This is a genomic window from Paraburkholderia mimosarum LMG 23256 = NBRC 106338 (genome assembly GCF_000739815.1).
Classification (GTDB): domain Bacteria; phylum Pseudomonadota; class Gammaproteobacteria; order Burkholderiales; family Burkholderiaceae; genus Paraburkholderia; species Paraburkholderia mimosarum.
On the sequence record NZ_BBJJ01000024.1, the window covers coordinates 75,164 to 94,493 of the forward strand.

Sequence of the window (19,330 nt, forward strand, 5' to 3'; positions counted from 1 at the left end):
GCCGCCGCGCCAGCCCGCCCAGTGCCTCAGAACGCGACGTACGGCGGCTTTCCGCCGCTCCCGGTCTGGTCCATGCCGTAGTAGACGTAGCGGCCATAGAAGAACGAGAGCCCGAGATCGAGGCTCGCCGACGACCCGAACTGACCGGCCAGGTCGTTCGCCGCGTAGTTCGATCCGCCGCCGAGCAACGCGTTCGCGTTCGCGACATTGAAGACCGCGGTGCCCGAGGCGCCGCCGCCATACGGGGTGAGCGTCGCCGTGAAGGACTGCGTGGCCGACGGGCAGTAGAACGAGCCGAGATTGCCGCCGCACTGCGGGAGGCTGCTGTCGACGAAAAAGATCGCGTTCGAGCCCGAGTCGAGGAAGGTATCGAGCGTGCGGCCGTTCAACGTGCCGCTGAGCCTGCCGAACGAATCTGTAGCGAAGCGTTGCCCAGCGTTCATCGCGTTGTTCGACTGCGTGCCGATGCCGAATACGAGCGTGCCCGTGGCGCTGGGCGCGCCGCTGTCCGAGACGGGCGCCATCTCGAGGATCACGCCGTTGTTGTCGGTGGTGAACTTCCGCACGGGGTTGGTGACGAGCTGGGACGATTGCGTGACCGATGTCGCGCTGCAGTTGGTGTTGCCGGGGCAGGAGTAATAGTCACTTGTGGTGTCATAGGGCGCGACGCCAATGCCGAGAATGCCGTTCGCGCCCAGTTGCGCGACTGTGTCCTGTGCAACGCCGAAGCCCGTGCAGGCCTGCGGCACCGTAGTTGTGAGGTCGCCGATCACCTGGATCGGGATACTGGGCGCGGTTTCGCCGCCGATATTGACGTCGGCGGAGCGGACGCTGCCCCATGTGTAGCCGTCCGCGAAGGCCGCGCATTCGGCGAGATTGCCGCCGTTGTTCGCCTTGACCGGGGGCAGCGCTTGCAGGAACGCCGAGGGCAGCGCCGAGGCGAGCAGGCGCAGCCCGAACGACGCGGTATCCACCTGCACATGGTCGACGGTCTGGCAAGTGCCGGTCACGCAAACCTTCACGCTCACGGTAGGAATGTTCGGCAGCGTGCCGGTCAAGCCCCGGTCCACGGTGACACTCACCGTGTTCGCGGCGTTGACCGCGACAGGCTGCTGCGTGGGACTGGGCGACGCCGAGCTGCTGCTGTTGCTGCCGCTCGAGCCGCTGCTGTTGCCGCCGCCCCCCCCGCCTCCGCACGCGGCGATGAGCGAAATGAGTGATATCACTGCCGCAAGCGAAAGGAACCGGAAAGGGCGCAGCCGGCAGGCGGCGCGCGGGTTTCGTGAAGTCAGCACGGTCGGCCTCCGTTCGTCACTGGATGTCTTCGGCGCTGACGCCCGCAGGCAGCGCCTGCGGCAGCCATGCCTGCCCGGAGAAGTGACCCATGTGGCCGCCCGAGCGCACCACGAGGCCCGGGCTCTCGACCACGCCGGGCCCGCGCACGAGCCCGGCGGCATGGCTCGCCTTCACGCCGGACACGTATTGCGGAAAGTAGCCGCCGAGCAGCGTGGCGAGGTTGGGCGGCTGCGGGCCCATCCAGGCAACGCCGAACACGGTGCCGGCTTGCGAGAGGTACTCGCGCACGACGGTGCCGTTGGCGAGCGTGGTCTGCTGAACGGTGTAAGCGGGCGTCGCTGAGGCACCCGAAGCCGCGTTTTGCACCGCTGCGCGCGCAACGGTCGAAGCGTTACCCGTCGCCGCCGCGGCCGAGGCCGCGCTGAGCGTGCTGACGCTCGCGCCGGCCGGCGTGGGCATGGGCGCGCCGCCTAGTGCGGCGCTAGCGGGCGGCGGGAGGAGCGACGCACAAAACAGGGCGCAAAGGAGCGAAGCATGAAGCGAACACCGGAGCGCTGCGCCGGGCGCGCGGCCCGGCGATGCGCGGCGGGCGGATTTGCCACAGAGCGATGCGTACGGATACAAGGCGGCCCCTCCTCTCTCAATGGCACTTTGCGCCATTGCGCTGTGAGGCCGCGCACGAAAGTCGCGGTGGCGCACAGCAGCGCAACGGGCAGCGTCTGGCTACGCTTCGTTGCACCGGCGCGGCGCTGGCCGCCGCCGCCGGGTACGAAGACACAAGCAGTAGTATGCCCGCCTTGGCCTACGAGATGCAGATTCGCCTGACGGCTAGCGCACCATCCCCTGTCAGAAACCGAGACTTGCGAGCAGGTCGTCGACCTGCGCCTGGTCCTGCACGACGTCGGTCTTGCCTTCGGGATTGATCTGCGGGCCGTTGAGCAGGCCCTCGGGGCTGCCGGTGCTGCTCTGGGTTTCCGCGAGCGCCGCCGCCGTTGCCGCGAACTGCTCGCGCCGCTCCGGCGCAATGTTCTCCACGAGCACGGTGAGCAGTTGCTGCTCGATCAGATAGACCACGTCCATGATTTTCTTGATCACCTGGCCCGTCAGGTCCTGGAAGTCCTGAGCCAGCATGATCTCGAGCAGCTGCTGGCTGGTCGCCGCAGTGGCCTGCGGCACGCCGTCCAGAAAGGCGCGTGTGTCGTCCATCAGCTGGCGCACTTCCTCGCGGCCGATCGGCGCGTCGTACCACGTCGACCAGCGGCTCGACAGCACCTTCGCATCGCGCTCCAGCGTTTCCTGCAGCGGCTTGGCGATGTCGATCGACGTCAGCACGCGCTCGGCGGCCTGCTCGGTCATGTTCGCGACATAGCGCAGCCGGTCGCGCGCGTCGGGCACCGCCTCGGCGGCGCGCTCGACGTGCTTGTCGAGACCGAGCTCGCGCATCGAATCGCGCAGGCTGCGCGTCAGATGGCCGATGCGCGCGAGGATGCGGTCCGTTGCCAGTTCGCCCGCCTCGCCGGAGGCGGGCGCCGCCGTGTCGAACAGGGGCGGCGGCGCCAGCGGCTCGGCGCTCTCGCCTTCCGGCCACTCGCCGAACGGCGCACTGATGGGCTCGTTCACGTCAGCTCCCCGTCTTGGCCATCTTCTCGAGAATCTTGTTGAGCTTCTCGTCGAGCGTCGCGGCCGTGAACGGCTTCACCACGTAGCCGCTCGCGCCCGCCTGCGCCGCCGCGATGATGTTCTCCTTCTTCGATTCCGCCGTCACCATCAGCACGGGCAGATGCGAGAGGTTGGCATCGGCGCGGATCTCCTTGAGCATGGCGAGACCGTCCAGGTTCGGCATGTTCCAGTCGGAGATCACGAACTCGTAGTTGCCGCCGCGCAGGCGCGCGAGGCCCGCTGCGCCGTCTTCGGCTTCGTCGACGTTCGAATAGCCCAGTTCCTTGAGCAGGTTGCGGACGATCCGGCGCATCGTCGGAAAATCGTCCACCACCAGAATCTTCATTCCCTTATCCATCATCTTCCATTCCTCCAGGCGAAAACCCGGGCAATTATCCAGAGAAGCGAAGCGCCTATCCAGATAAATTAATCGCGATCAATCGGGCAAGCGTTTGCGGCCCACACGATCTCTCGATACTGGTTATTCATCAGACGCGCTGGACCCGGTCGCCCATCGAGGCGAGACGGGTCATCACGCGCCGGCTCATGTCGGAGAGCGAGGCGATCTCGTCGGCGCCACCCATCGCAATGGCTTCGCGCGGCATGCCGAACACGATGCAGCTCGCCTCGTCCTGCGCGAGCGTGTACGCACCGGCCTGACGCATTTCGAGCAGCCCGGCCGCACCGTCGCGGCCCATGCCCGTGAGAATCACGCCGATGGCGTTCTTGCCCGCGTTCTGCGCCGCCGAGCGGAACAGCACGTCGACCGACGGACGATGCCGGTTGACCGGCGGGTCGTCGGAGAGATGCGCGATGTAGTTCGCCCCGCTGCGCGCCAGCAAGAGATGCGCGTGGCCCGGCGCGATGTAGGCGTGGCCGGGCAGCACGCGCTCGCCGTGCTCCGCTTCCTTGACGGTGATGCGGCACAGCCCGTTCAGGCGCTGCGCGAACGACTTCGTGAAACCCGGCGGCATATGCTGCGCGATCAGCACCGCTGGCGCGTCGGGCGGCAGCGGCTGGAGCACTTCGCGGATCGCCTCGGTGCCGCCCGTCGATGCCCCGACGATCACGAGTTTTTCCGTCGAAACGAGCGGATTGTTGATCATCGGCGCGGGGCTCGCCGCTTGCGTCCCATGCGCCGCGTGGCCCGCGGCGGCCTGGGCGTGAGCTGCGCCGCCCGGCGCTGCGGGGGCCGCATGATGCGCGCGCACGCGGGCGCGCGAGGCGGCGCGCACCTTGTCGGCGAGCTTTTCCGAGTATTCGAGCATGCCGTCGCGAATGCCGACCTTCGGCTTCGTCACGAAGTCGACCGCCCCCAGTTCCAGCGCGCGCAGCGTGATTTCGTTGCCGCGCTCCGTGAGCGACGACACCATCACGACCGGCATGGGTCGCAGGCGCATCAACTTCTCGAGGAAGTCGAGGCCGTCCATGCGCGGCATTTCCACGTCGAGCGTGAGCACGTCGGGGTTGTGCTGCTTGATCAGCTCGCGCGCGACGAGCGGATCCGGCGCGGTCGCGACGACCGTCATGTCGGGCTGCGAGTTGATGATTTCCGTCATCAGACTGCGGATCAGCGCCGAGTCATCGACGCAGAGAACCTTGATTTTTTGCACAGCGTTCACGCCTCCTCTACTGTCCTGGCGTTGTCTTGACCGGATGCGCGCAGCGCCGACGTCACGCCCGAGCCGAACAGCTCGATGCGAGGACGCCCGGGCTGCGGCTGGGATTGGGAAATCTGGGTGGCGAGCGTTGCCTGCGCTGCCTGGGCCGCATGATTCGCAGTGGTGGCGCCCGGCCCCGCGCGCCCGGCGCTGCCGAGCCCGAACAGCTCCACGCGCGCGCGCGCCCGCGCGAGCCGCTCGGCGCGCGCCTCGGCGGTCTGCGCGGCGAGCTGCTGCTCGCGCTCGGCCACGCTCGCGTCCTGCGAAAGGCGCAGCTTCTTCACCATGACCTGGCCCGTGCGCGGCAGGAACGCGACCTTGCGCGGATGCGAGCCTTGCAGATCCTCGGCCACGATGCGGATGTTCTCGGTCGCGAGATAGCGGCGCACGAACGCGGCGTTGCGGTCGCCGATGTTCATCGTCGTCATGCCCGCCAGCACGGCCGCACCGCCGAACACCTTGGCCTCGAAGCGCTCGCGGCGGCCGCCGGCCTTGATGAGCTCGTTGATGAGCACTTCCATCGCGTACGCGCCGTAGCGCATCGAGTCGGAGGCGGCGGTCAGCGCATGGGCCGAATCTGCGCCGTCGTCGGGCAGCATGAAGTGGTTCATGCCGCCGATGCCGGCCGTGCGATCCTGGATGCACGCCGCCACGCACGAGCCGAGCACGGTGACGAGCACCATGTCCTCGCCCGTCGTGTAGAACTCGTTGGGCAGGAGCTTCACGCCGGGGCGCTGGAAGTGCGAGTCGAAATACCGGTTCGACGCAATCGGGAGGCTGGCGCTCATGCGGGCACTCCGAGAGCGTCGCTCGCACGGCGGGGCGCGGCGCCTGCGGCGTCGCTGCGGCCGCGCGTCAGTTCGTACACGGTCTGGCCGCGCAGACGGAAGGCCTGCGTGACATAGGTGAAGTTCTCCGAGTGACCGGCGAAGAGCAGGCCGTCCGGCTTCATGAGCGGCTCGAAGCGCGCGAGGACCTGCGCCTGGGTCGGCTTGTCGAAGTAGATCATCACGTTGCGGCAGAAGATCGCGTCGAACGTCGTGCGCAAGCCGTAGTCCGCGTCGGTGAGGTTGAGCTGCTCGAACTTGATCATCGCGCGCAGCTCCGGGCGGACCTTCACGAGCCCCGAGTGCGAGCCCGTGCCCTTGAAGAAGAAGCGCTTCAGACGCTCCGGCGACAGGTGCTTCACCTGATCGAACGCGTACACGCCCGCATCGGCCTTGGCGAGCACCTGGGTGTCGAGGTCGGTGGCGAGCACGCGCGCCTCGCGGGCCGCGCGATCGCCGAGCGCTTCGACGAGCGTCATCGCAATCGAGTACGGTTCCTCGCCCGTCGAAGCGGCCGAGCACCAGACCGAAACCGGCTGCGCACCCGCCACCCCCGCCCGGCGTTTCACGAAATCCGCGAGGATCGGGAAGTGATGCGCCTCGCGGAAAAACGCCGTGAGGTTCGTGGTGAGCGCGTTCGTGAACGCCTCCCACTCGGTTGCATCGTTGCGGGCTTCGAGCTGGTCGAGATATTCGCGAAAACTATCGAGACCGAGCGCACGCAGTCGCCGCGCGAGGCGGCTGTACGCCATGTCGCGCTTGTGGTCCGAGAGCGAGATGCCCGCGCGGCGGTGAATGAGCGCGCGAATGCGCTCGAAGTCCGCCGAGGTGAAGTCGAAATCGCGGTTGCTCTCCCCGCCCGCACCGCGCGCCGGTTCGTCGACGTCGTGGCGCGTATTTCGCAGCGCTTTCAAGCTGATGCTCCTTCGCATTGCGCGCTGCCCGCTGCATAGGCCATGCGTGTTGCGCACGACTGCTGCGCCACGCGCCTGCCCGGTTGCAATGCGTGCGGCGCATGGGCGGCCCGCGCAACGCGCGCGGCCCCGGGGGCCTCGCGCGGCAGGTCATGCCGTTGTGTAGCGCTCATGTGCATTGCAGTTGCTCGTCGTGTTCAGTGCTTCACTACTTTCCGTGCCGCGTTCGATCAGAACGTTTCCCAGTCCGAATCGTCCGAGGTGGATGCCGCGCTCACGTGCGTCTCGGTACGCGCCGCCGCCGGTTTGGCCGCGAACTTTGCTGCGGTTTGCGCTGCGGGCTTCGACGCGGGTTTTGCTGCCGGTGCCGCGGTGTCTGCCGATGCCGAAGTCGCTGCCGCCGCCGTGGGCTTCGCCACTGCCGAAGCCGAAGCCGGCGACTGCGCGCTGCGCTTCGCAGTGCCCGCCACGGCCGCAGGGGCGCTCGCCGGCGTCACGCGAGCCGGGCTCACAGCAGGGCTGACTGCAGGGCTAACAGCAGGGCTGACTGCGGCGCCGAAACTCGCGCCGCCCGTGCGCCACGTGCCGAGCACGCTTTGCAACTGGCGCGTCTGCTCCTCGAGCGACGCTGCGGCTGCGGCCGCCTGCTCGACGAGCGCGGCGTTCTGCTGCGTGACCGTATCCATCTGCGTGACCGCGCGGTTGACCTGCTCGATGCCACCCGACTGCTCCTCGGACGCGGCGCTGATCTCACCCATGATGTCGGTCACGCGCCGCACGGCCTGAAGGATCTCTTCCATCGTCGAGCCGGCGCGGCCCACGAGTTGCGAGCCGCTTTGCACCTTCGCGGCCGAGTCGTTGATGAGTTCCTTGATCTCCTTCGCCGCGCTCGCGCTGCGCTGCGCGAGGCTGCGCACTTCGCCCGCCACGACCGCGAAGCCGCGCCCCTGCTCGCCCGCGCGCGCCGCTTCCACGGCCGCGTTGAGCGCAAGGATGTTGGTCTGGAACGCGATGCCTTCGATCACGCTGATGATGTCCACGACCTTCGCCGAACTCACGGCGATGTCCTGCATCGTGTTCACGACTTCGCCGACCACCTCGCCGCCGCGCGTCGCGATGTCCGAGGCGTTCACGGCGAGCTGGCTCGCCTGGCGCGCGTTCTCGGCGTTCTGGCGCACGGTGCCGGTGAGCTGCTCCATGCTCGACGCCGTTTCCTGCAGCGACGCGGCCTGCTGCTCGGTGCGCTGCGAGAGGTCGGTGTTGCCCATCGCGATCTCGCGCGCGCCCACGTCGATCGAGCTCGCGCCCGTGTTCACCGCGCTCACCAGCGTGACGAGGCTCTCCTGCATGCGCTTGATGCTGCCGAACAGACGCCCGATTTCGTTGTCGCTGTACACCACGACCGGCTGCGAGAGGTCGCCGTGTGCAATGCGTTCGAAGCACGAGACAGCGTCCTCGAGCGGCTGCACGATGAGGCCTCGCATCGCGAGGCGGATCGCCACCACGAGCACGAGCGCGATCGCGATCACCACGCCGATCGCAATGCGCATCGTGGCGATCTTCTCGCGCGCGCCCACTTCGCGGGCCTGTGCGCCGTCCTGCAAAGCCTGCGCGAGCGGCCCGGCGACGTTGTCGTAGTCGACGAACATCGGGCTGATCTTCGCGTCGGCGATCGCGTGATAGGCCGCTTGATCGTTTGCGCGAAGGGCCGCGAATTCGGGCTGCACGCCGTCCTGCATGAGCCCGGCGCGTTTGGCCGCGAGCGCGTCGAGCGCGGCGGCGTCGAGACCGCCCTTGGGCGCGCCCTGGAAGGCCTGCCATGCTTCGTTGGACTTGCCGAGCAGTTCCTGCGCGCGATCGAGCACCTTCTTCGCGTCGTCGGCCTGGCCTGCGGCCGTGAGCGCGCTGGCGCGATCGATCGCGAGGCGCGTGCGCAGCAGATACGCCGACGCATCGTTGAGCGCGTGCATCGCGACGAGATCGCCTCGCACGATCTCGCCGAACGCATCGCTCGCGCGGCCGAGCGCGACGAGCCCGAGCCCGCCGACCAGCACGGTCAGCGCAACCAGAATGACCCCGACGCCCGTGAGCGTCGTGCGGATCGACCATCTTTGCAGCATCTCGTTTGCTCCTGTCCTGTGCGAAACGGGGCGGACTATTCAGCGAGGCGTGGCCCGCCAGGCGTGGCAAGGCGCAGCGACACCTCGGACCTCGCGCGAAGGGGCGAGCGAACAGGAAGGCGGCTTGCCGCTCTTCGGCGGCGGCTTTTCCGCTCTCTCTCACGCTGGCCTCGCGGCCCCCCGGTTTTACTCTCGACGCGTCAGACCAGCGCCTCGATCAGAGCCATTTCGCGGCTCGTCATCAGTTTTTCGATGTCCATCAGGATCAGCATGCGGCCTTCCACGGTGCCGAGTCCCGTGAGGTACTCGGTCGTGAGCGTCGCGCCGAACTCGGGCGCGGGCATGATCTGCTCCATCTGCAGCGTGAGCACGTCCGAGACCCCGTCCACCACCATGCCGACCACGCGATGCGCGACGTTCAGGATGATGACGACCGTCTGGTGGTCGTACTCGACACGGCCCAGATGGAACTTGATGCGCATATCGACGATCGGCACGATGATGCCGCGCAAGTTGATCACGCCCTTGATGAAGTCGGGCGCGTTCGCGATGCGCGTCACGCTGTCGTAGCCGCGGATTTCCTGCACCTTGAGGATGTCGATGCCGTACTCTTCCGCGCCGAGGGTGAAGACGAGGAATTCCTGACCGCCTGCCTCGGCCTGCTGCGCGTCGCGGCGTTGCGCGCCGGCAAGCACCGCGCCCTGCGCGCCGCCGCCTTGAATCGATTGGACTTCTGCCACGTTAGCCCCTGAACGGTTGGGAGTTGGTTGATTGAGTGCGTCCGGACTTCACTTCGATCACGCGAATTCGGCGAACGCACCCGAATTTGCGCTGGCGCTCACGCCGTGCGTCGCGCGCGTCTCGCGATTGAGCGCGGCCACGTCGACGATCAGCGCGACGCTGCCGTCGCCGAGAATGGTCGCCGCCGAAATGCCGTGCACCTTGCGGTAGTTCGTTTCGAGGTTCTTCACCACGACCTGCTGCTGGCCGACCAGCTCGTCGATCAGCATGGCGAAGCGCCGTCCCTCGGTTTCCATGATCGTGACGATCCCCTGGGTCGGGTCCGTGCGCGCGCCTTCCACGTTGAACACCTTGTGCAGCGCCACGAGCGGCAGATATTCGCCGCGCACGCGCACCACGCGGTCGCCGTTGGTGACCGTGTAGATATCTTCGTGGCGGGGCTGCAGCGACTCCATCACGAAGTTCAGCGGCAGGATGAAGATCTCCTCGCCGACCTTCACCGACATGCCGTCGAGGATCGCCAGCGTGAGCGGCAGGACGATGCGCGTGGTGCTGCCCTTGCCCGCGTGCGAGGTGATCTCGACGTGGCCGCCCATCGACTGGATGTTGCGCTTCACGACGTCCATGCCGACGCCGCGGCCCGACACGTCGGTCACCTGCTCGGCGGTCGAGAAGCCCGGCAGGAAGATGAGGTTCCAGACCTCGTCGTCGGACATGGACTCGCTGACCTGCATGCCCTGCTTGATCGCCTTGGCGAGAATCTTGTCGCGGCGCAGGCCCGCGCCGTCGTCGCTCACCTCGATCACGATGTTGCCGCCGTGGTGCGCGGCGGAGAGTACGAGCTGGCCCGTGCTGTCCTTGCCCGCGGCGCGGCGCGCTTCCACGGTTTCGATGCCGTGGTCGAGCGAGTTGCGCACGAGGTGGGTGAGCGGGTCGATGATGCGCTCGATCAGGCTCTTGTCGAGTTCGGTCGCCTGACCGAAGGTGACAAGCTCGACCTGCTTTCCGAGCTTCGCCGCGAGATCGCGCACGAGGCGCGGGAAGCGGCTGAAGACGTAGTCCATCGGCATCATGCGGATCGACATCACCGCTTCCTGCAGGTCGCGCGCGTTGCGCTCGAGCTGCGCCATGCCGTTGTAGAGGCGGTCGTGGAGCGCCGGGTCGAACGTGCTCGTGGTCTCCGCGAGCATCGCCTGCGTGATCACCAGTTCGCCCACGAGGTTGATGAGCTGGTCGACCTTTTCCACGCCCACGCGAATCGAGCTGCCTTCCGCCGATGCCGCGGCGGCGCCCGGACGCGCCTTGCGCTCGCCTTCGGCTTGCGCGGGAGCGCGCGGCGTTTCGTGTTCGGCGTGCGGCGCAGACGACGCGGCCGGAACGGCGGCGGGTGCGCTGGCGACCGGCGCAGGCGCGGCGGCGGCCGGTGCTGCCTCTGCGGCCGGTGCTGCCGGCGGTGTGGCCGGTGCCGGCGCGGCGGCTGGCGCTGCCGGTTGCGCGTCGCCTCGGGGTGCCGCGCCGCGGCCGATCGAGATCTGCTTCTCGTCGATCACGAAGCAGCACACGGCGATGATGTCGTCGGCGCTCACGTCGGTTTCGAGCCACAGCGTGAGGTCGTCGCCGGTCTTCACCTGGCCGAGAATGCGGCCAAGGTTGCCGAGCTCCTCGACGAGCAGTTCCTGGTCCTTCGCATCGACGGCGCGCAGCGTGACGCGCAGGTGCGGACCTTCGCTGCCGGCTTCGGCGTTCGACGGCGCGGGGGTGCCTGCCGCATCGATGGCCTCGCTCACGACGTGCTCGGGCGCGCCCGCGACCGTGCTATGCGCTTCGAAGGCGGCTTCGAGATCCGCTTCCGAATCGAGAGCGGGAGCCGGTGCCGGTGCCGGCGTTGGCGCCGGTGCGGGAGCCGGCGGCGGCAGGCCGCGGCTTTCCGCATAGAGATGCTCGAGCTTCGCGCGTACGGCGGCCGCCGCAGCGGCGTCGGGTTCCTCGCTCGCGCGGTAGGCGCCGAGCTGGTCCGAGAGCACGTCCTTGGTTTCGAGGAACGTGTCGATCATGTCCTTGCGCAGCACGAGTTCATTGTTGCGCGCGCGATCGAGCAGCGACTCGAGGATGTGGGTCGTCTCGGTCAAGGCCGTGAAGCCGAACGTCGCCGCGCCGCCCTTGATCGAGTGCGCCGCGCGGAAGATCGCCGCCAGATCCTCGGGATCGGGGCGGCCGACGTTCAGGTTCAGGAGCAGCTGCTCCATCTGCGCGAGCAGTTCGTCCGCCTCGTCGAAAAACGTCTGATAGAACTGAGTGATGTCGAGAGTCATTGCTCTTTCACCGCGTTAAATGCCTGGGGGGATGCTTTGCCGCTGCGCCGCACCTCAAGGGCGGGCCTCGCCGAGCGCGCTCGCCAGATCGACGAGCAGCTCGGGGTCCACCGGTTTTTCGATCCAGCCGGTCGCGCCTGCGTCGCGCACGGCTGCCTTGAAGCCTTCGTCCGATTCCGTGGTCAGCACGAGGATCGGCGTTTCGTGGTACGAAGGATTCGCCCGTAACTGCTTGATCAGGTCGAGTCCTCCCATGCGCGGCATGTACAGGTCGGTGAGCACGAGATCGAAGCGCTGGGCGAGCGCGTGCTCGAGCCCTTCGTCGCCATCGCTCGCCACCGTCACCTCGTAGCCGGCCGCACCGAGCGCCGCACGCAGGATCTCCCGCATGGACACCGAATCGTCGATCGCCAGAATGTGTCTGATCATCCGTTCCTCGTTGTCATTGCGCTGCCGCCGCCGGCTGCATGGGGGCCAACGCCGCCGCTGCCGGCACCACCTTCGGCGCGATCGCCACCGGCGCCGGCGCCACCTTGCCCGGCACGGCCTCCAGCGCGAGCACGGGCAGGCTCTTGCCCGACCCTGCCGCGTCGTCGGAGAGCGTGGTCGTGGTCGAGTCGTCGTGCATGAGCGCGTCTTCGGACTTCCTGTTCAACACGATGATGCTGATGCGGCGGTTCTCCGGATCGAGCGGGTCGGCCTTGTTCAGGTTCTGCGTCGAAGCGAGACCGAGCACGCGCATCACCTTCGACTCGTCCATGCCGCCCGCGATCAGCTCGCGGCGCGAGGCGTTCGCGCGGTCGGCGGAAAGCTCCCAGTTGCTATAGCCCTTGTCGCCGCCCGCGTAGGGCACGGCATCGGTGTGGCCCTGCACGACGATGCGGTTGGGCACGTCGTTCAGCGTCTTGCCGATCGCCTGCAGGATGTCGCGCATGTACGGCTCGACCACGTCGCGCGCCGTGGCGAACATCGGGCGCTTCTGCGAGTCGACGATCTCGATGCGCAGCCCCTGCAGCGTGGAGTCGATGCGGATCTGCTGCTTGAACTGGCGCAGCACCGGGTTCGCCTCGATCGCCGCCATCAGCTTCACCTGCAGGTCGTGCAGGCGCACCTGCTCCTTGCGTTCGAGCGAGCCTTCGAGCTGCTTCGACGCGTCGTCGTCGTTGTGCTTCGACTGCTCGCGCTGGGAGCGTTCGCTCGCGCCGTCGGTGCGGCGCGTGACGCCCTGGTCCTGCGACGAGATGTCGCGTCCGCCGCCCTTGAGGATGCTCGAATCTTCGGCGCTGCGATCGCCGCCCCACAGCGTGATCTTGAGCGGCTGGTTGAAGTAGTCGGCAATGCCGCGCAGCTGCACCGTCGACGCCGACGACAGGAGCCACATCAGCAGGAAGAACGCCATCATCGCGGTCATGAAGTCCGCGTAGGCGAGCTTCCAGGCGCCGCCGTGGTGGCCGCCCTTCTTCGGCGCTGCACGCTTGACGACGATCGCGCGGTCCTTGTTGTTGCTCATGGCCCGTTCCTTACTTCGCCTTCACGCGGCGCACGTGCTCTTCGAGCTCCGTGAACGACGGACGCTCGGTCGAGAACAGCACCTTGCGGCCGAACTCCACGGCGATGGCCGGCGCGTAGCCGTTCAGGCTCGCGAGGATCGTCACCTTGATGCACTGGAACATCTTGGTCGACTCGGTCACGCGCTGCTCCGCGAGGCTCGAGAGCGGCCCGATGAGGCCGTACGAAAGCAGAATGCCGAGGAACGTGCCCACCAGCGCCTGGGCGATCATCTCGCCGAGGATCGCGGGCGGCTTGTCGGCCGAAGCCATGGTGTGCACCACACCCATCACCGCCGCGACGATACCGAACGCCGGCATCGCGTCGCCCACCTTCGCGAGCGCATGCGCGGGCGCTTCGCCTTCGGCGTGGTGCGTTTCGATTTCCTCGTCCATGAGACTTTCGATTTCGAAAGCGTTCATGTTGCCGCCCACCATGAGCCGCAGGTAGTCGGTGAGGAATTCGACGATGTGGTGATCGGCCAGGATCTTGGGGTACTGCGTGAAGATCGGGCTCTTCTGCGGATCGTCGATATCGGCTTCGAGCGTGAGCGTGCCTTCCTTGCGCGCCTTCGCGAGCAGGACATAGAGCAGCGCGAGCAGCTCCATGTACACGTCCTTGTTGTACTTGGCGCCCTTGAAGAGCGTCGGGAGGACGCGCAGCGTGGCCTTGATGGTCTTGATGCCGTTGCCGAGGATGAACGCGCCGACGCCAGCACCGCCGATCATGAGCAACTCCATCGGCTGCATCAGGGCGCCCAGATGGCCACCCTCGAGCGCATAGCCGCCGAAGACGCAAAAGATCGTCACGAGTGTTCCAACGATGATCAGCACAGCGGGGTCCTCACTAGAAATGCGCCGCGAACCGCCGTCGGCCCGCGCCCTTAGCTGGGTTTACGGCAACGGCGCGAAAAACTTTGGGATGGGATGGCCGCGAAGCGGCCTTGGAGCGTCCGCTCGCCGGACGCGGGTCGCCTGCCGCCGGCCGACGTGCAGCAGGAATCTGGGGCCTGATTTCAAACCCCTGCCCGATAAGGCTCTACGGGCTTTTTCTGGGTCCCGCCGGGCACCTGCGCGGTGCCGTTTCCCGCTTGCGGGCGGCGCGACGCCGCGCCGCATCCGGGGCTGGGCCGGGTTTATCCGGGTGCGCGCCCCCGACGGCCCCCGGGGGCTCGCGTCAAGCGGCGATCCCCGACGCGAGCGCGCTGCGGCGCGTGCGGCCCGCCCGAGAAGGCGGCTGGCACAGTCCACAGACGAAACCGCGCTGCGGGTCGTGCGCGTGGGCCACATAGTGGCCGCCGCAGCGGGTGCAGGGTGTCATCTGCAGGAGGCCCGAGGTGAAGTAGCGCACGAGCGTCCAGGCACGCGTGAGGCTCAAAGCGGGCGTCTCGTCGTGCACCCGCAGGTGCTCGAGATAGAGACGGTAGCTCTTCACGATGGCGTGAATCGGCTCGCAGCGCGCATGGCGGCACATGAACACGAACGTGTTGTAGAACAGCGAGGAATGAACGTTGGGCTGCCAGGTCATGAACCAGTCGGTCGAGAACGGCAGCATGCCCTTCGGTGGCGACTCGCCCTTCACTTCCTTGTAAAGCCGGATGAGCCGGTCGCGCGAGAGCGAGGTCTCCGCCTCGAGCAGTTGCAGCCGCGCCCCCAGTTCGATGAGTTCGATCGCCAGCGCGATCTCCTTTACCTCCCGCACCACACTCTTTGTCGCCATAGACATCCGTTGGAAGCCGCAAAGGAATGCACATCGCCGCCGGCGCGCCCCACGGGACGTCCGCTGCAATGCTGCCGCGCGCGGCGGCGCGGGCAGGTTCAGCCGATTTGCTCGACGTCCTGGCCCGCCATGATGATCGCCGAGTGGGTCAGCGCGGTTTTGCCCTTGTCGGCGAGCGCGCTGAGAATGGCGTGGTCGTCGAACCGGAAGCGGCAAAGCAGCTGGTTCGATGCGGCAAGGCGTACGGTCTGTGCGAAAGAGAGGTTGGCAAGCACCTCGGCGGACTGCTCCGAAATGCCCATGCGGAACATCCCCGTCGGCCTGTCTTCGCGCAAGAGACGTTGCGCGAGCAACAGGTACGACAGGTTCACTTCCTTGATCTCATTGAGCATGTCGCTGTGCGTCGTCGCGCTCATGGATTCCCCCGAATCAAAACGCGGCGGCTGGTCAGTCCGCCTATGGAAAACGTTTGCTCGTTCGGCCGCAGTACAAACGCAGCCGAACGGCCTGTTTATGGTCGTGATCGCATTGTGGCCGGGGCGCGAACAAATAGAAATCGGACGGATGCCGCGACGCGTTGCGGGAAAAAGTTTCGCAAGCGTGTAGGAATTTATCTGACAACGAGAGCGGAGCGGCGGCGGGAAGGGGCGCGCGCCATGTCAGCCGCATAGGGCCGCTCGAAAGATGCGCGGATGATACGCCTTTCATTGGCGCGTCACATTCGCGCGCCTGCGCCCTTCGCTCGCGAGCGCGGACGGCCGCTCCGGGCATGTGCCTTGCGGGGTGCGCCCATGGCGCGTCACGTTTTGCAATGCCCTTTTACACCCGCTGTTTCCCGCTGTAACAACATTAAGCGTTTGCAAAACCGCGTGTATCAGGCCGGGCGGCATGACCATAATCGAGTCAGGGATAACCCGAAACCCGCAATTCCGCCGCAGTGCCGCATCACTCGCATTCGTTGCACGCGGCCTTTTGCCCAGGAGATCGAACAATGCGAATCGCACAAATTGCGCCACTTTATGAAGCGGTCCCGCCGAAGCTTTATGGCGGGACAGAGCGGGTCGTCTCGTATCTGACCGAAGCGCTGGTCGAGCTGGGCCACGAGGTGACGCTGTTCGCGAGCGGCGATTCAGTCACGTCGGCCAAACTCGATGCCGCCTGGCCGCGGGCCCTGCGCCTCGACCCGACGATTCGCGACGCCCTCGCGCCTCATATGGTGCTGCTCGAGCGCGTGCGCCGCGTCGCACAGGAGTTCGACGTGCTGCATTTTCACCTCGACTATCTGCCGTTCCCGCTCTTCTCGAACATGGACACGCCGTTCGTCACGACGCTGCATGGCCGCCTCGATCTTCCCGAACTGCAGCCGGTGTTCGAGCAGTTCCCTACCGCACCCGTGATCTCGATCTCGGATTCGCAGCGCCAGCCCCTGCCACACGCCGCATGGCAGAACACGATCTATCACGGCCTGCCACAGGACCTGCTCACCCCGCAAGCCGACCGCAAGCCCGAGTACCTGGCGTTCCTTGGCCGGATCTGCCCGGAAAAGCGCGTGGACACGGCGATCAGGATCGCCGCGCTCTCGGGCCTGCCGCTGAAAATCGCCGCGAAGGTCGACAAGGCCGACCAGGACTACTTCAGGACGGAGATCGAGCCGCTGCTTTCGGAGGCGCATGTCGAATTCATCGGCGAGATCAACGAAGCGCAGAAGCCTGCGTTCCTTTCGGGCGCGAAAGCGCTGCTCTTTCCGATCGACTGGTCCGAGCCATTCGGGCTCGTCATGATCGAGGCGATGGCCTGCGGCACCCCGGTGATCGCCTTCAATCGCGGCTCGGTGCCGGAAGTGATCGATCCGGGCATCACGGGCCACGTCGTCGAGGACGTGCAAGGCGCGGTGGCCGCGCTTCAGAATATCGATTCGTTATCGCGCGAAGCGATTCGCCAGCAGTTCGAACGCCGATTCACATCGCACATCATGGCCAGCAATTACGTCGACACTTATACCGCGCTCATCGAGGCCGCGCAGCGTCCGGTACTGCGCCGTGTGGCGGCGGGTGGCTGAGTACCGCGCATTGCACAATTTTGGGATAAATGCAGACAATTTGACGGCGTGAATCGTTTGCCTGGGTTCGAATAGCGCCAATGAACGTTGCATTTCGCGATATGCAGAAAAAGAGCCGCATGATCCCATGCGGCTCTCTTATTACGTTTGCGATGACGCGGTGCGGGAGCGAAGTGGTAGCCCGCGCGAGGGTGCGTCAGGCGATCAGATAGCGCTCGCGATTCTTGCCGGCGATCCATTTTGGCGGCTTGCCGCGCCCGCTCCATGTCGCGCCGCTCTTCGGATCCTGATAGCGCGGGGGCAGCGGTGCCTTCTTCGGCGGACGACCGCGGCGCGCGGCCTCGGCAAAGCCGAGATCGTGGGCGGAGAGGCCGTACTCTGCGATTCTTTCCTTGATCGTGGCGATGACGTCCGCGATCTCCGCGCGGCGCGCCTCTTCGGCCTGAGCCTGGAGTTTTGCGATCTGCGCCTTTAGTTCTGAATATTGCGACATTGCTTTCCCCCTTCATTGCGCGTTAAACCAACTCGAATGGAGATTAGACGCAAATAACGAAATTCGCAATCGCTACTAATACTTCTTTATCACGTTATATCTCAATTTAACCTTCACCCGCTTGACGCATGTTTTCGCGCGTACACCTATCGCAATAATTCGATCAATTACGTCAAAATTGACAATCCTTGACACCGCCCAAAAGTGCGACTGCCTAGAATCTGGCATTTCCGGATGCCGGTGCTTTTCGCGGCTCGTTCAAAAATCGACCTTTCGAGGTGTCATACAGTGCACTTATCCAAACGACTCATTGCCGAGCTGATCGGCACGTTCTGGCTCGTCCTGGGCGGCTGCGGCAGCGCCGTCCTTGCCGCCAACTTCGCCGGCCCGGCTCACGGTCTCGGCATCGGTTTCGTGGGCGTGTCGCTCGCGTTCGGCCTGACGGTGCTAACCATGGCCTTCGCGATCGGCCACATTTCGGGCTGCCATCTGAACCCGGCCGTGAGCGTGGGCCTCACCGTGGCCGGCCGCTTCCCGGCGCGCGACCTGTTGCCCTATATCGCCGCGCAGGTGGTGGGCGCGGTTATCGGCGCGTTCGTGCTCGCGCTGATCGCCACGGGCAACCCCGGCTTCGACGTCGCCGCGAGCGGCTTCGCGACCAACGGCTACGGCGAGCACTCGCCGGGCCACTACGCCATGGGTGCCGCGTTCGTGTGCGAGGTCGTCATGACGGCGTTCTTCCTGTTCGTCATTCTCGGTGCTACCGACAAGCGCGCGCCTGCCGGCTTCGCGCCGATCGCCATCGGCCTGTGCCTCACGCTGATTCACCTGATCTCGATTCCCGTCACCAATACCTCGGTCAACCCGGCCCGCTCGACCGGTCCCGCGCTCTTCGTAGGCGGCGAGGCGATCGCGCAGCTCTGGCTGTTCTGGGTGGCGCCGATCGTCGGGGCGGTGATCGCGGGCATCGTCTATCCGGCGGTGGCGGGGCGGCGCGAGGCGATCACGGCCGTGGCGGCGCGCGAGACGGCCTGACGGTTCGACACGGCGCAAGGCGGCGCCGCGACCCAGCCATGCCGCAGCAACGCGAACGGGCGCTCAGGTGCCCGTTCGCGTTGCTGCGGCGCGTGCACCGGTGGGCAAGACCATGGCGGCTGCGCTGCTAGAATCGGGCGACCATCCTTCGGAGCACCCGCCCAGCATGAAGCGCTCACGATCCCGGCCGTACCGGCTCGCCCCTACGCTCGCCGCAGGTCTGAGCGCAATGCTCGCTGCCTGCGCGCCGCTGCCACAGGCCGGCGCCCCCAGCGGCGCTGGTGGCACAGCGCAAACGAGCGAGAACGGCGCGGCCAGCTTGCAAGCTGCGCACGATGTGCGCAACATCGAGACGCTCGTATTCGTGAGGCACGGAGAAAAGCCGCCGGAAGGACTCGGGCAGCTCAGCTGCAAGGGGCTGAACCGCGCGCTCGCGCTGCCGGCCGTGATCGCGGCCAGGTACGGCAAGCCCGACGCCATCTACGCGCCCAATCCTGCCGAGCAGAAGGACGACAACGGCCACCCGTACTACTACGTGCGCCCGCTTGCCACCATCGAGCCGACCGCGATCCAGTTCGGCATGCCCATCCAGACCCCGTACGGCTATTCGCAGACCGACGCGCTGCAGACAACCCTCGTCGCTCCGCAATGGCGCGGACGCACCGTCCTCGTCGCCTGGGAGCATCGGGAGATCGAGGCACTCGTGCGACGCGTCGTCGTCGAGCATGGCGGCCAGGCGAACGACGTGCCGCGCTGGGAAAGCGCGGACTTCGACAGCATTTATGTAGTGCGGATCGACTGGACCGGCAACACCGCACGCGCGCGTTTTTCGCACGAGCGCGAAGGGCTCGATGGACGAGCGGACGACTGTCCATGCGCGCAACTGCCTGAAGCGCAGTAACGTTCAGCTGCAATCGTCAAAGAAGTCACCGCCGGCGAACGCGAC

Annotated in this window: 19 protein-coding genes; 3 read left to right on the forward strand and 16 right to left on the reverse strand. The window is 66.6% G+C overall.

Annotated elements, in window-relative coordinates; all coding sequences use genetic code 11:
- Positions 1-26: 26 nt before the first annotated feature.
- From BMI01S_RS19025 to flhD, 15 genes are all read right to left on the reverse strand, one after another.
- Complete coding sequence (locus BMI01S_RS19025; RefSeq protein WP_028231355.1) at positions 27-1,295, reverse strand: DUF3443 domain-containing protein; 1,269 nt, start codon at positions 1,293-1,295, stop codon at positions 27-29.
- 16 nt (positions 1,296-1,311) lie between these two features.
- The gene (locus BMI01S_RS19030; RefSeq protein WP_042290177.1) at positions 1,312-1,812 is read right to left on the reverse strand and encodes a DUF2844 domain-containing protein; all 501 of its coding nucleotides are present in this window, start codon (positions 1,810-1,812) and stop codon (positions 1,312-1,314) included.
- A 330-nt stretch (positions 1,813-2,142) separates the two neighbouring features.
- Positions 2,143-2,841 carry a protein phosphatase CheZ gene (cheZ, locus tag BMI01S_RS19035; RefSeq protein WP_028231354.1) on the reverse strand — a complete coding sequence of 233 codons (699 nt, stop codon included), beginning with the start codon at positions 2,839-2,841 and terminating at the stop codon, positions 2,143-2,145.
- Between the two features lie 76 nt (positions 2,842-2,917).
- Positions 2,918-3,313 (reverse strand): chemotaxis response regulator CheY, encoded by a 396-nt coding sequence (cheY, locus tag BMI01S_RS19040; RefSeq protein ID WP_028212018.1) that lies wholly within the window; start codon positions 3,311-3,313, stop codon positions 2,918-2,920.
- A gap of 130 nt (positions 3,314-3,443) precedes the next feature.
- A complete protein-coding gene (locus BMI01S_RS19045; RefSeq protein WP_028212017.1) occupies positions 3,444-4,577 on the reverse strand; it encodes a protein-glutamate methylesterase/protein-glutamine glutaminase in 1,134 nt (377 codons plus the stop codon).
- On the reverse strand, positions 4,574-5,404 hold the full coding sequence (gene cheD / locus BMI01S_RS19050) for a chemoreceptor glutamine deamidase CheD (protein ID WP_028212016.1): 831 nt from the start codon (positions 5,402-5,404) through the stop codon (positions 4,574-4,576). The genes BMI01S_RS19045 and cheD overlap by 4 nt, the downstream gene beginning before the upstream one ends.
- On the reverse strand, positions 5,401-6,357 hold the full coding sequence (locus tag BMI01S_RS19055; RefSeq protein WP_028212015.1) for a CheR family methyltransferase: 957 nt from the start codon (positions 6,355-6,357) through the stop codon (positions 5,401-5,403). Before BMI01S_RS19055 ends, cheD begins: the two co-directional genes overlap by 4 nt.
- Before the next feature lie 230 nt (positions 6,358-6,587).
- Positions 6,588-8,477, reverse strand: coding sequence for a methyl-accepting chemotaxis protein (locus BMI01S_RS19060; protein ID WP_028212014.1), 1,890 nt, complete (start codon positions 8,475-8,477; stop codon positions 6,588-6,590).
- A 200-nt stretch (positions 8,478-8,677) separates the two neighbouring features.
- Entirely contained in the window at positions 8,678-9,217 is a 540-nt protein-coding gene (gene cheW, locus BMI01S_RS19065) for a chemotaxis protein CheW (RefSeq protein ID WP_028212013.1), read from the reverse strand.
- A 57-nt stretch (positions 9,218-9,274) separates the two neighbouring features.
- Positions 9,275-11,530 carry a chemotaxis protein CheA gene (gene cheA, locus BMI01S_RS19070; RefSeq protein WP_028212012.1) on the reverse strand — a complete coding sequence of 752 codons (2,256 nt, stop codon included), beginning with the start codon at positions 11,528-11,530 and terminating at the stop codon, positions 9,275-9,277.
- Between the two features lie 54 nt (positions 11,531-11,584).
- Positions 11,585-11,959 carry a response regulator gene (locus BMI01S_RS19075; RefSeq protein WP_028212011.1) on the reverse strand — a complete coding sequence of 125 codons (375 nt, stop codon included), beginning with the start codon at positions 11,957-11,959 and terminating at the stop codon, positions 11,585-11,587.
- A 13-nt stretch (positions 11,960-11,972) separates the two neighbouring features.
- On the reverse strand, positions 11,973-13,040 hold the full coding sequence (motB, locus tag BMI01S_RS19080) for a flagellar motor protein MotB (RefSeq protein ID WP_028212010.1): 1,068 nt from the start codon (positions 13,038-13,040) through the stop codon (positions 11,973-11,975).
- A 10-nt stretch (positions 13,041-13,050) separates the two neighbouring features.
- On the reverse strand, positions 13,051-13,911 hold the full coding sequence (gene motA / locus BMI01S_RS19085) for a flagellar motor stator protein MotA (protein ID WP_028212009.1): 861 nt from the start codon (positions 13,909-13,911) through the stop codon (positions 13,051-13,053).
- Between the two features lie 343 nt (positions 13,912-14,254).
- Positions 14,255-14,797 (reverse strand): flagellar transcriptional regulator FlhC, encoded by a 543-nt coding sequence (gene flhC / locus BMI01S_RS19090; RefSeq protein ID WP_028212008.1) that lies wholly within the window; start codon positions 14,795-14,797, stop codon positions 14,255-14,257.
- A gap of 98 nt (positions 14,798-14,895) precedes the next feature.
- Positions 14,896-15,213, reverse strand: coding sequence for a flagellar transcriptional regulator FlhD (flhD, locus tag BMI01S_RS19095; protein ID WP_028212007.1), 318 nt, complete (start codon positions 15,211-15,213; stop codon positions 14,896-14,898).
- 575 nt (positions 15,214-15,788) lie between these two features.
- Here flhD and BMI01S_RS19100 point away from each other — a divergent pair.
- A complete protein-coding gene (locus BMI01S_RS19100) occupies positions 15,789-16,856 on the forward strand; it encodes a glycosyltransferase family 4 protein (RefSeq protein WP_028212006.1) in 1,068 nt (355 codons plus the stop codon).
- Between the two features lie 196 nt (positions 16,857-17,052).
- Here BMI01S_RS19100 and BMI01S_RS19105 read toward each other — a convergent pair whose 3' ends face one another.
- Entirely contained in the window at positions 17,053-17,349 is a 297-nt protein-coding gene (locus BMI01S_RS19105) for an H-NS histone family protein (RefSeq protein WP_028212005.1), read from the reverse strand.
- A 288-nt stretch (positions 17,350-17,637) separates the two neighbouring features.
- Here BMI01S_RS19105 and aqpZ point away from each other — a divergent pair, with 288 nt between their 5' ends.
- Together aqpZ and BMI01S_RS19115 are read left to right on the forward strand one after the other, a co-directional pair.
- On the forward strand, positions 17,638-18,384 hold the full coding sequence (aqpZ, locus tag BMI01S_RS19110) for an aquaporin Z (protein ID WP_028212004.1): 747 nt from the start codon (positions 17,638-17,640) through the stop codon (positions 18,382-18,384).
- 166 nt (positions 18,385-18,550) lie between these two features.
- The gene (locus BMI01S_RS19115; RefSeq protein ID WP_238327817.1) at positions 18,551-19,285 is read left to right on the forward strand and encodes a histidine phosphatase family protein; all 735 of its coding nucleotides are present in this window, start codon (positions 18,551-18,553) and stop codon (positions 19,283-19,285) included.
- The last annotated feature ends 45 nt before the right edge of the window (positions 19,286-19,330 follow it).